Origin of the sequence: Nocardia sp. NPDC002869 (assembly GCF_046764065.1) — a bacterium.
GTDB classification, from domain to species: Bacteria; Actinomycetota; Actinomycetes; order Mycobacteriales; family Mycobacteriaceae; genus Nocardia; species Nocardia rhamnosiphila.
In genome coordinates this window covers 13,375-25,303 of the sequence record NZ_JBKOOL010000029.1, presented here as the reverse complement: position 1 = coordinate 25,303, position 11,929 = coordinate 13,375, and the positions used below count along the sequence as shown (strand labels likewise).

12 protein-coding genes are annotated in these 11,929 nt (G+C 69.5%); 1 reads left to right on the top strand and 11 read right to left on the bottom strand.

The window, feature by feature from the left end; genetic code table 11:
• Nucleotides 1-61 precede the first annotated feature (61 nt).
• Entirely contained in the window at nucleotides 62-676 is a 615-nt protein-coding gene (locus ACLML9_RS08355; RefSeq protein WP_411944952.1) for a hypothetical protein, read from the top strand.
• Nucleotides 677-724: 48 nt separating this feature from the next.
• Here ACLML9_RS08355 and ACLML9_RS08350 read toward each other — a convergent pair whose 3' ends face one another.
• The 11 genes from ACLML9_RS08350 to ACLML9_RS08300 form a co-directional block, all read right to left on the bottom strand.
• Nucleotides 725-1,459 (bottom strand): SDR family oxidoreductase, encoded by a 735-nt coding sequence (locus tag ACLML9_RS08350; protein WP_411944951.1) that lies wholly within the window; start codon nucleotides 1,457-1,459, stop codon nucleotides 725-727.
• A gap of 114 nt (nucleotides 1,460-1,573) precedes the next feature.
• Nucleotides 1,574-2,467, bottom strand: coding sequence for a LysR substrate-binding domain-containing protein (locus tag ACLML9_RS08345; RefSeq protein ID WP_411944950.1), 894 nt, complete (start codon nucleotides 2,465-2,467; stop codon nucleotides 1,574-1,576).
• Between the two features lie 117 nt (nucleotides 2,468-2,584).
• Complete coding sequence (pdxS, locus tag ACLML9_RS08340) at nucleotides 2,585-3,505, bottom strand: pyridoxal 5'-phosphate synthase lyase subunit PdxS (protein WP_411944949.1); 921 nt, start codon at nucleotides 3,503-3,505, stop codon at nucleotides 2,585-2,587.
• Between the two features lie 382 nt (nucleotides 3,506-3,887).
• On the bottom strand, nucleotides 3,888-4,937 hold the full coding sequence (locus ACLML9_RS08335; RefSeq protein WP_411944968.1) for an NUDIX hydrolase: 1,050 nt from the start codon (nucleotides 4,935-4,937) through the stop codon (nucleotides 3,888-3,890).
• Nucleotides 4,937-6,061 carry a glycosyltransferase family 4 protein gene (locus ACLML9_RS08330; RefSeq protein ID WP_411944948.1) on the bottom strand — a complete coding sequence of 375 codons (1,125 nt, stop codon included), beginning with the start codon at nucleotides 6,059-6,061 and terminating at the stop codon, nucleotides 4,937-4,939. The genes ACLML9_RS08335 and ACLML9_RS08330 overlap by 1 nt, the downstream gene beginning before the upstream one ends.
• Nucleotides 6,058-7,029, bottom strand: coding sequence for a phosphatidylinositol mannoside acyltransferase (locus ACLML9_RS08325; protein WP_411944947.1), 972 nt, complete (start codon nucleotides 7,027-7,029; stop codon nucleotides 6,058-6,060). Before ACLML9_RS08325 ends, ACLML9_RS08330 begins: the two co-directional genes overlap by 4 nt.
• Entirely contained in the window at nucleotides 7,026-7,697 is a 672-nt protein-coding gene (gene pgsA / locus ACLML9_RS08320; protein WP_411944946.1) for a phosphatidylinositol phosphate synthase, read from the bottom strand. The genes ACLML9_RS08325 and pgsA overlap by 4 nt, the downstream gene beginning before the upstream one ends.
• Nucleotides 7,698-7,775: 78 nt before the next feature.
• The gene (locus tag ACLML9_RS08315) at nucleotides 7,776-8,375 is read right to left on the bottom strand and encodes an HIT family protein (protein WP_411944945.1); all 600 of its coding nucleotides are present in this window, start codon (nucleotides 8,373-8,375) and stop codon (nucleotides 7,776-7,778) included.
• 36 nt (nucleotides 8,376-8,411) lie between these two features.
• Nucleotides 8,412-10,484 carry a threonine--tRNA ligase gene (gene thrS / locus ACLML9_RS08310; protein ID WP_411944944.1) on the bottom strand — a complete coding sequence of 691 codons (2,073 nt, stop codon included), beginning with the start codon at nucleotides 10,482-10,484 and terminating at the stop codon, nucleotides 8,412-8,414.
• A 238-nt stretch (nucleotides 10,485-10,722) separates the two neighbouring features.
• On the bottom strand, nucleotides 10,723-11,370 hold the full coding sequence (locus ACLML9_RS08305) for a (2Fe-2S)-binding protein (RefSeq protein ID WP_411944943.1): 648 nt from the start codon (nucleotides 11,368-11,370) through the stop codon (nucleotides 10,723-10,725).
• A complete protein-coding gene (locus ACLML9_RS08300) occupies nucleotides 11,367-11,807 on the bottom strand; it encodes a TIGR02611 family protein (protein WP_030521565.1) in 441 nt (146 codons plus the stop codon). Before ACLML9_RS08300 ends, ACLML9_RS08305 begins: the two co-directional genes overlap by 4 nt.
• Nucleotides 11,808-11,929 lie beyond the last annotated feature (122 nt).

Genomic DNA, 11,929 nt, shown 5'->3' with positions numbered 1-11,929 from the left:
CGATCCGGTCACGGGTAATCCCCGTCACCGGCCGCCCGGCCGGACCTGCTGTGATGTTTCGGTGCCGCGTTTCACACCGACCACCCCCGACGCTCTCGCCGAACTGGTGACCCGGGACCTGCGGACGCTGGACGGGTACCGGGTGGTCGGTGTCGACGGCGCCGACGCGGCGGGCCCGCTCGGGTTCGCCCGACGCGCCGCCGAGCGAGTGCGGGCGGACGGACGGCCCGCCGAAACGGTATCGCTGCACGATTACGTCCGGCCCGCCTCGCTACGGATGGAGTTCGGCCGCGACGAGACCTCGTATCGCTCGAGCTGGTTCGACTATGCGGCACTGCGGCGCGAAGTACTCGATGCGGTGCACCACACCGGCACCTGGCTACCCGCGCTGTGGGACGAGGCCGCCGATCGCTCCGCGCGGGCCCGTCGGCGCGCCGCGCTGCCCGGGACCGTGCTGTTCGTGGCGGGCCCCATGCTGCTGGGTCGCGGCCTGCCCTTCGATCGCACCGTCCGCCTCGACCTCAGCGCGGCCGCGCTCACCCGCGGCACCCCGGACGACGATGCCTGGACCGTACCGGCACTGCTCGCCCACGATCGCGAAAACAGCAAGGCAGCGGAATATTTCGTGCGCTGGGACCATCCCGACCGGCCGGCTCTGCGGACCGGCATCGGCTGACCGCGCGACAAACGGCCGATCTACCGGTCCACGCCGGGTGACGGAACATCAGACCAGGCGGTGACCGCCATCCGCGTGCAGAACGGTGCCGGTGACGAACGGATTGCGCATGAGGGCGAGGATCGCGGCCGCGATATCGTCCGGCCGCCCGATACGGCCCACCGGTAGCCGCGCCGCCATGTCCCGCTGTCGCTGTCCCGGGTCACCACCACCGATCGACTCCCAGATCGGGGTATCCACCCAACCCGGCGAGATGACGTTGACCCGGGTCGGTGCGAGTTCGAGCGCCAGCGCATAGGCCAGCGAGGCCACGCCGCCGTTCACGGCGGCGACCATCGCCGAACCCGGGCCCGGCCGATAGGCGGCGATACCCGAGGTCAGTACGAGCGAACCCCTCGGACCGAACTCGGCGTACTTGGCGACCAGCGCGGGTCCGAAGAGTTTCGTATCGACGAGGGCTCGGGTCGCCATGGGTTCGAAGGACCGGATGGGCGCATACATTCCCCGCACATCGGCGGCGGTGACGATCGCGTGGTCGATCCGGCCGAGGTCGGCGAACAGCGTCTCGACCTCGGCTTCCCGGGTGATGTCGACCTGCCGGGTATGCACCGTACCGGGTCCTTCGGGCAGCGTGGCCGCTGCCGTCGCGAGCCGGGCGGCGGACCGGCCGGCGATCACCACCTCGGCACCCGTAGCGACGAGTTCCCGGGCGAGCGCGAGACCCATTCCGGAGCTGCCACCGATGATGACGACCCGTTCGGTCGCCGTCGTATCTGCTGTCATGGTGCCAGTCGACCACCGGCGGAATCCCCGGTCCATGTGGTAGTTGCACACAACCGTTCGGCTCCGGCGAACGTCGCTGCCGGGAGGGCTTTGCGCACCGCCCATGGCGCGCGGTCAGAGTTCGGCAGGTCCGGTGAGCGCACCCGCCGGCAGCGTCTCGAGCACACCGCGCAGCACCGGATGGCGGCTGTCGCGCGGCCATGCCGCGACATAGGTGACGATCAGCGGATCGCCGGGGAAAGCACGCCAGACCAAGCCCGGGCGCCGTGCCCGTAACGACCCCACACCCACCACATCGTCCCGGGACGGCAGCACCGAAACCATCTGGGCATGGCCGAGCACACTGTCGCTGAGCCGCATCCGCACGCCCCGCGCACGGAGCTCGTCGAGCAGCCTGTCGTGCAGTCCGGGAGCCACGTCGCGGGGAAAGAGGATCAGTTCGTGTCCATCCAGCTCGTCCGGAGTCAGGATCGAGGCGCCGGCCAGCGGATGGGTGGCCGACATCAGGATCCCGAGTTCCTCGGCGGCCACGGGTCGCCGGACGAAGGCGGCAGGCAGCTGGACCGGTGCCCGTAGCAGAGCCAGATCCACCGCGCCCGCGGCCAGCAACTCGGCCTGCTCGGTAGTGGTACCGCTGGTCAGGACCGTCCGGGCACCCGGGACCACAGCCCGCGCCCGTTCGCCGATCCGGGCGGGCAACCAGGGCGGTGCGCCGTTGACCAGCCCGAGACGCAAGCGCGGATCGTCGACGCCGCCCGCTCGCCGGGCCGACCGGACCGCCTCGTCGGCGGCGCGCAACACCGCACGACCCGATACCAGCAGTGCCGCTCCCGCCGGAGTCAATTCGGTCCGGCGGCCGCGCAGCACCAGGGGCGTACCGAGCTCCCGTTCCAGTACCTTCAGCTGCTGGCTCAGAGTGGGCGTGGTGATGAACAAGCGGCCGGCGGCGCGACCGAAATGCAGTTCCTCGGCGAGTACGACGAAGTACCGCAGCTGCCGCAGTTCCATCCGCGCCGCGCTACCGAGCCCACCGCGCCCCGGTGCCGCACCGCGGCACCGGATCGAGGCCGCCGGCGCACGCCTGGCACGGGGGCGGCACGATGCCGCCGGAGTTCCGCGCGCCGATCACCAACCGCGTTCGGCCAGCCGGTGCGGCTGCGGGATCTCGTCGACATTGATACCGACCATCGCCTCGCCCAGCCCGCGCGAGACCTTGGCGAGCACATCGGGGTCGTCGTAGAACGTGGTCGCCTTGACGATCGCGCTCGCGCGCTGTGCCGGGTTACCGGACTTGAAGATGCCCGAACCGACGAAAACGCCCTCGGCGCCGAGCTGCATCATCATGGCCGCGTCGGCCGGGGTGGCGATACCGCCGGCGGTGAACAGCACGACGGGCAGTTTCCCGGTGTCGGCGATCTCCTTCACCAGTTCGTAGGGCGCCTGGAGTTCCTTGGCGGCGACGAACAGTTCATCGGTGGGCAGAGAGGCCAGCCGGGTGATCTCCTGCCGGATCTTGCGCATATGCGTGGTGGCGTTGGAGACATCGCCCGTGCCCGCCTCGCCCTTGGAGCGGATCATGGCCGCGCCTTCGGTGATCCGGCGCAGCGCCTCACCGAGATTGGTGGCGCCACAGACGAAGGGCACCGTGAAGTTCCACTTGTCGATGTGGTTGGCGTAGTCGGCGGGGGTGAGGACCTCGGATTCGTCGATGTAGTCGACACCGAGGCTCTGCAGCACCTGCGCTTCCACGAAATGCCCGATCCGGGCCTTGGCCATCACCGGGATGGAGACCGCTTCGATGATCCCGTCGATCATGTCCGGATCACTCATCCGGGACACCCCGCCCTGGGCGCGGATATCGGCCGGTACCCGTTCGAGCGCCATCACCGCGACGGCGCCGGCATCCTCGGCGATCTTGGCCTGGTCCGGGGTGACGACGTCCATGATCACCCCGCCCTTGAGCATCTCGGCCATACCGCGCTTCACGCGGGCGGTACCGGCCTCGCGGGTCGCGTCGGCGGTCTGGGTGGTCTCGGGCGTGGTCACGGCAGCTCCTGTGTCTGTTGCCAGGTGGTGATCGTCGATGAACACCACGATTCTAGGTGGGGCGACAAACCGGCTTCATAGCCAGTTGACGCACACTGGCCTGGCAACCACCTGCGATTTCCCGTCGACCTCCGGCTATTGGACCGGAAAACGCCGCCGCCGGACCGGTGTGACACCGGCCCGGCGGGGCACTGCGAACCGATTCAGATCGGATCGACCACCAGCAGCTTCGCCCAGTACTCGGCGGCGCCGGGACCCAGAATCGGCAACAGGTAATCGAACAGGATGTAGGACACGTCTTCACCTCCACACACCGAATCGACACATCCTCGGCGTGTCAAACCGTCCGCGACCCTATCACGCCGGTGAGCCCGGTCACATTTCACCGGATGGAGCGCACCTCCGGATCGCCCGCGGCGTCGGCCGCCGCCGCGGCTTCCGCGAGCAGCTCGTCCAACTGGTACGGATACACCATCTCACCTGCGGCGACCTGGGCCCTGATATCGTCCGGACCGCACCACCGGTTACCGGTGATGGAGCGTTGCTCGACATAGGTCAGATCGGTCGCCTCGGGTTCGAATCGCGGTACCCGCAGCGCGAAGAACAGTTCCTCGGACCGGATCAGATCGCCGTTGAACGGGAAGACCGCCACCCGCCGCCAGATCGGACCGCGGAGCGCCGCCGGATCGGCGAGGAGCCCGGTTTCCTCGTACACCTCGCGCACGGCGGCTTCGCGCAGGCTCTCCCCCGGCTCCACCCCGCCGCCGACGGTGAACCAGAACGATACCTCCGGGGCCAGCGGATCGTGGCCGCGCATGAGCAGGATCCGGTCCTGTTCGTCGAGCAGGGCCACCCGCGCCGAGACCCGCGTGGTGTCGACCTCCAGTCCGGTGGAGGCCGCGGGAGTGGCCCGTTCGGCGATCTCGAAATAGGTCGGCATGGGGGCGGTACCGCCGAGGTGCAGCCAGCGCACCGGGCGGCGGGCCCGCAGCGCCAGGGTGTCGCGCACAGCGTCGTTGTGGAAGCGGCGGGCGATGAGCACCCGGGCTTCGGCATCGGCCAGTTCGGCGACCTGCTGGGTCGGCAGCTCGGCGATATCGACGGCCGACAGGGCCGCCGCCAGCTGGTTCTCCACGGTTTCCCGGTCTTCGCGGCCGGTGCGCTCGGCGCGGTCGGCCAGTGCGGTGAGCCGCCGGGCGGACTCGGCGGTATCGGGCTCCGGGCCGGCGTGCGCACCGGACAGCGATATCGCCACCGCCCGGGCCACCACGGCCCGGCGGGCCAGCGCCGCCTCCAGCGCGTGCCAGGCCAGATCGGTGCGCACATGCAGGCGGTCGAGCCGGTTGGCGGTGGAATAGGCCCACACCCCGAGTGCGACCACGAGAGCGGCGACGAACGTGAGAACGAGAACCGTGGTCGCGGAGAAGGTGATCATCCGGCCACCCGCACCCGCAGATCGCCGACCACCACGGTTTCGTAGACCCGCAGGATCTGTTCGGCCACCACCGGCCAGTCGTAGGTGCCGACCACCTGGGTCGCCGTACGCACCAGATCGCCGCGCCGGGCCTCGTCGGTGAGCACCGTGTCCAGGGCATCGGCCAGAGCCGTTGCGTCACCGATCGGCACCAGCAACCCGGCGGCGCCGTCGCGCAGTACCCGCCGGAAAGCGTCCAGTTCGCTGGCCACCACGGCGGTCCCGGCGGCCATGGCCTCGATGAGGATGATCCCGAAACTCTCCCCGCCCAGATTCGGTGCCACGTAGACATCGGCGCTGCGCATGGCCGAGGCCTTCTCCGCGTCCGAGACCTGGCCGAGGAAACGCAGGTGCCGAGCGAGCGGACCGGCCTCCCGGCGCAGACGTTCCTCGTCACCGCGACCGACGACCAGGACCTCTACCTCGGGATGCCGCGCGACGAGGGCCGGCAGCGCCCCCAGCAGGACCTGCATCCCCTTACGCGGCTCGTCGTAGCGTCCGAGGAACAGGACGGTGCCACCCGGTCGGGGATAGCCGGGCAGCCGCGGGGCGCGGGCGAACGCCTGCACATCCACCCCGTTCGGGATCTCCACCGCGTCGGAACCGAGTGCCTCCACCTGCCAGCGGCGGGCCAGTTCCGATACCGCGATCCGGCCGCTGATCTTCTCGTGATAGGGCCGCAGCACACCCTGGAATGTCGCCAGTATCAGGGACTTCGTGGTGGAGGTGTGGAAAGTGGCCACGATCGGGCCCTCGGCGATCTTCAGGGCCAGCATGGACAGACTGGGCGCGTTGGGTTCGTGGATGTGCAGGACATCGAACTCGTTGCCCTCGATCCACCGGCGGATCCGGGTATAGGCGGTCGGCCCGAAGGAGAGCCGGGCGACCGAGCCGTTGTACGGGATCGCCACCGCGCGCCCGGCCGAGACGACGAAATCGGGAAGCTCGGTCGTCTCGGAGGCGGGCGCCAGCACACTAACTTTGTGACCGCGTTCCAGGAAAACCTGCGCGAGCTCCACCACATGCGCCTGCACGCCGCCCGGTACGTCGAACGAGTAGGGACAGACCATGCCGATTCTCATGGGGCGCGGTCTCCACCGGCTTCGATCGAATACGTCTCGCGCCGCGCCTGTGCGGCGTGGATACGGTCCAGCCGGGCCTCGGACAGATCCGTTTCCCACAACGGTTGCAACATATGCCAGTCGGCCGGGTGCTCGGCGATACCGGCGGCGAAACAATCCGCCAGCGCCTGCGTCGCGGCCGCGACACCGTCCGTGACGTCCAGGGGCTCCCGGGTACGGACCACCCAGCCCTCACAGCCGCGGTCGTCCACGGTGAACGAGACGTGTACCGGCATGAGCGCGGCACCGGTTTCCACGGCCAGCGCGGCCGCTCCGGCGGGCATCCACGTCCGTTCACCGAAGAAGGTCACCGGGACACCGCGACCGGTGAGGTCGCGCTCCCCCATCAGGCAGACGATCTTGTTGTCACGCAACCGCTGCGCCAGCGCGGTGAACGGCGGCTGCTCGCCGCCGGTCAGCGGGAACACCTCGAAGCCGAGACTCTCCCGGTAGGCGACGAACCGTTCGAACAGCGATTCCGGTTCCAGCCGTTCCGCGACGGTGGTGAACGTCCCGTAGTTCTGGACCAGCCAGGTACCGGCCATATCCCAGTTACCCGAATGGGGCAGGACGAACACCACTCCGCGACCGCGGGCCAGCGCGGCGTCCAGGTGTTCCAGGCCGATCACCGCGATCCGGCCCGACCGCACCAGTTCGGCGTGATCCATCGTCGGTAACCGGAACGTCTCCCGCCAGTAGCGGGCGTAGGAACGCATACTCGCCCGGACGAGTTCGTCGGATACGGCTTCCGCGGGCATCCCGACCACCCGGGCCAGGTTGCGGCGCAACTGGACCGGACCGCCCTTACGGGCCGCGAAATCCGCACCCCGGTCGAACAGTGTGCGCGCCGCCCGATCCGGGAGGGCGCGCACCAGCCGCCAGCCCGCGGCGTATCCGCGATCGCTCGCGGTCGCCCGCCACCTGCTCACGACGGCCGCTCCGTTCCGTTGTTGTTCGTGCTATCCAGGATCTCGCGGGCCCCGGGTGAATTGCGCACCGCCAGCACCCGCTGGCCCACCGTCACGATGCTGAGTACGGCCAGGACCCACATCGCCACGTGCACGGCCCAGGTGAGCCATTCGATCCCCCAGTACCCGCCGATCCCGGTGAGCCCGGCACCCACCAGCACGATCACCAGCCGGTCCGGGCGCTCGATCAGGCCGCCGTCGGCGGACAGCCCACTGGCCTCGGCCCGGGCCTTGGCGTAGGAGATGACCTGCGAGGTCACCAGGACGACCAGGGTGGCCACGAACAGCGGCCTGCTCTGTTCGTGGTAGACCGCCCACCAGGCCAGCGCACCGAAGATGGCGCCGTCGGCGACGCGGTCGCAGGTCGCGTCGAGCACCGCCCCGTAGCGGGTCCCACCGCCCCGGGCCCGGGCCATCGCGCCGTCGAGCATGTCGAACATGACGAACAACCAGATGAGCATGGTTCCCCAGAACAGATGCCCGGTGGGGAACAGCGTGACCGCGGCGGCGATCGAGGCGGCGGTGCCGATGAGGGTGACCGCGTCGGGGGTGAGGCCGGTGCCGACCAGTGCCCTGCCCAGCGGCGCGGTGGCCTTGGCGAAGGTCGCCCGGCCGAAGATGCTCAGCACCTACCCCTCCTGCTCTGCCCGGTGGGTCACCCGCACCCGTCCGGCTCCGGCGCGCGCCCGTAGTGCGGCGTCGCTCATCTACGCCTCCTCCCAGGCCGACGCGAGTAGCTCCCGAGTTTCGCGCAGCAACTGCGGCATCACCTTCGCGCCCCCGATCACGGTGATGAAGTTCGCGTCACCACCCCAGCGCGGAACGATGTGCTGGTGCAGGTGGTCGGCGAGTGAGCCCCCCGCGACACCACCCAGGTTGAGTCCCACATTGAAACCGTGCGGCCGGGACACCTTCTTCATCGTCCGGATGGCCCGCTGGGTGAACTCCATCAGTTCGGCGGATTCGGCGGCGGTGAGATCCTCCAGGTTCGCGACCCGGCGATAGGGCACCACCATCATGTGCCCCGGGTTGTAGGGGTACAGGTTCAGTACCGCGTACACCTGCTCACCGCGGGCGATGACCAGACCGTCCTCGTCGGACATGGTGGGGATATCGGTGAACGGATGCCCGGTCGCGCCCTTGGGGGCCGTGGTGGCGGCCTCCGCGATATAGGACATCCGATACGGCGTCCACAGCCGCTGCAACCGGTCCGGTTCGCCCGCACCGCGATCCACGATCTCGCCGGACCGCTGCGGGGTCGCGCCCGACTCCTCGGTCAGCTCGTCCGGCGCCGTGCGCTCACTCATGCTCCATACCCTTTCCCCGCCCGGACGGACCCGGTGTCACTCGGGCGCACCGCCTTCGCTGTCCACCAGGGCGCGAACCGTGTCCGCGGTGGGCGAGGAATTGTCGCGGCGGCGGATCCACTCCGCGACCACTCGCACCGCATCGTCCACCGGCACCCCGTTGACCTGGGTGCCGTCCCGGAACCGGAAGCTCACCGCGCCGGCCTCCACATCCCGCGCGCCGGCCAGCAGCATGAACGGCACTTTCTGCGCGGTGTGGTTGAAGATCTTCTTCTGCATCCGGTCGTCACCGCGATCGACCTCGGCCCGGACCCCGGCCGCGCGCAGCCGCGTCACCACCGCGTCCAGGTGCGGGACGAAGGTATCGGCCACCGGGATGCCGACGACCTGTACCGGCGCCAGCCAGGCCGGGAACGCACCCGCGTAGTGCTCGGTGAGGACGCCGAAGAAACGTTCGATCGAACCGAACAGGGCCCGGTGGATCATCACCGGCCGCTTCTTGGTGCCGTCGGAGGCGGTGTACTCGAGCTCGAACAGATCCGGTTCGAAGAAATCCAGCTGGATGGTCGACATCTGCCAGTTGCGGCCGAGCGCGTCGCGGGTCTGCACCGAGATCTTCGGACCGTAGAAGGCGGCGCCCCCGGGATCGGGCACCAGTTCCAGGCCGGATGCCTCCCCCACCTGGCGCAGGGTCTCGGTGGCCTCGTCCCACAGTTCGTCGGAGCCGACGTACTTGTCCGGGTCCTTGGTGGACAGTTCCAGGTAGAAATCGTCCAGACCGTAGGCCTTCAGCAGGTCGAGTACGAACCGCAGGGTGCCGGTCAGTTCCTCGACCACCTGCTCCTGGGTGCAGTACAGATGCGCGTCGTCCTGGGTGAAACCGCGGGCCCGGGTCAGGCCGTGCACGACCCCGGACTTCTCGTACCGGTACACCGAACCGAATTCGAACAGCCGCAGCGGCAGTTCCCGGTACGACCGGCCCCGGGACCGGTAGATCAGGTTGTGCATCGGGCAGTTCATCGGCTTGAGGTAGTAGTCCTGCCCCGGCTTGCGCACGGTGCCGTCCTCGTTGAGTTCGGCGTCCAGGTGCATGGGCGGGTACATCCCGTCGGCGTACCACTCGAGGTGCTTGGAGGTCTCGAACAGATGCGCCTTGGTGATGTGCGGGGTGTTGACGAACTCGTAGCCTGCCGCCACATGCTGCTGACGGGAGTAGTCCTCCATCTCCTTGCGGATGATGCCGCCCTTGGGATGGAACACCGGCAGACCCGAACCCAGTTCGTCCGGGAAGGAGAACAGGTCGAGTTCCAGGCCCAGTTTGCGATGGTCGCGCTTCTCGGCCTCGGCGAGCATGTGCAGATACTCGTCCTGCGCCTCGGCCGATTCCCAGGCGGTGCCGTAGATGCGCTGCAGGCCTTCCCGGTTCTGGTCACCGCGCCAGTACGCGGCCGAACTACGGGTCAGCTTGAAGGCCGGGATGAACTTGGTGGTGGGGATGTGCGGACCCCGGCACAGATCGCCCCACACCCGCTCACCGGTCCGCGGGTCGAGATTGTCGTAGATGGTCAGCTCGTTCCCGCCGACCTCCATGATCTCCGGATCGTCGATCCCGGATTTGTCGCCGATCAGTTCGAGTTTGAATGGTTCCTTCGCGAGTTCGATCCGCGCCTGATCCACCTCGACCACGCGGCGGGAGAACCGCTGCGCGCCCTTGACGATCTTCTTCATCCGGGACTCCAGCCTGGCCAGATCCTCGGGGGTGAACGGGCGCTCGACCCGGAAGTCGTAGTAGAAGCCGTCCTTGATCGGCGGGCCGATACCCAGCACGGCCTCGGGGAACTCCTGCTGCACCGCCTGGGCCAGCACGTGGGCGGCCGAATGGCGGATCACGCTGCGGCCGTCCTCGGTGTCCGCGGCGACCGGGGTGACCTCGGTGTCGAGTTCCGGCGCCCAGGAGAGGTCGCGCAACTGTCCCGCGGCGTCGCGGACGACGACCACGGTATCGGGGCCCTTGGCCGGCAGGCCCGCCTCACGCACCGCGGCACCCGCCGTCGTCCCGGCAGGCACCCGGACGAGGGTGGCTGGGCTGCGGGGGGCTGTGGTGGTCACGGTGGCGCTCTCCTCGGGTATCTGGGTGGCCGGTTACGGTTCGGCTCGTTCGGGCAACGGATCGCCCGCATCATTCCGGCTCGTTCCGGTTCGGTGACGGCTCGATCCGTCTGTCGGTGACCGGGCACAGCCCGGCCGCGACCATGCTATCGGCACAGCCGGGAACGCGTGTCGATGGACCGGGCGAGGTCGCTCGCCGTGCCCGCGCGAACGCCCGGCCGGTGCCGGGACCGGCTCCTCACCCCCGCCGCGCGTAGTCCGCGAGCAGCGCTTCACGCTCGTGGGGGCGGCGCTTGGGGCAGCTGACGCATTTCTCGCAGCCCGGCGCCTCGTACACCAGGCAGCAGGAGGCACGGCGGACGAAGGTGCGCCCGGCCACCTCGACGAAACGGGGTTCGGGCAGTGCCGTGCCGACCGCCGCCGCCAGCCGCCGGCCGATCGGAGGTTGCCCGGCGTCGACGGCCCAGCTCCCCACCACATCGGTGACCACCGCCCACAGCGCCGGTCCCCGGACCCCCGACACCGTGGTGAGGCGGTCGATCACCGTGGTGAGGGTCTCCCGCAGGGCCACCGCGATAGCGGCCTCGGTGGCCTCGATCCCGGAGTCCGCGCCGGCCGCGTGCCACCCGGCCTCGTCGATCTCTACCCGTTCGACCGTCCCGTCGGCGCGCAGGGTCAGCGCGAGCCGGTCCAGGGTGGGTGCCGGAATCGGACGCCGCTGCGCCAGCGCCCGCACCACCTGTTCGACCAGCGCCGAGGCCGTCATACACCACCACAGCGTCGTGCTCACCCGCATCGAATCGGTACGCCAGGACGCGCCGAGAGCCGCTATTCGAGCCGCCAGCCACGATTCGTCGGTGAGCATCCGGCCGCTCACCGACGTCACGACATCAGGGGGCTGCGCAACCACTGCCAATCGACTCCGATCCAGTCACCGACCAATCCGAACGTCCCCAGTACCCACAGGGTCGCCACGACCAGCGCACACGTCGCCAGGAAGGCGATCACCTGCATAACCGGCCCGCGGGAGATGTACCAGGCCATCCCGCGCCGGTACTTGTCCCGCAACCACACCAGCGCCCGCCGCGCCACCGCGAATTCGGTGGCCAGGATGCCGATACCGGCGAACACCAGTGCCCAGCCCGGACCGGGAAACGGGATGGTGATCACCCCGACGACGAACACCGCGGTGCCGACGACCGCCACCCCGACCCGGTAGACGAGCTCGAGCGTAGGGCGCCGCGCGATCCGGTCCCGGTAGGCGCGCCAGAACGCGGGGCCGGACCGGTGCCCGGACTCGGGCTCGGTGGCCTCCCCGGGCACACCGGCCTCGGCCGAGGGGCGATCCGCGACAGAATCGGAACGATTTTCCACGGGTACCAGCCTACGAGGCGCCGTGGGACGAGAGCGCGGACGTGACCCGCCCGGGACGCCCGGACGGGTCA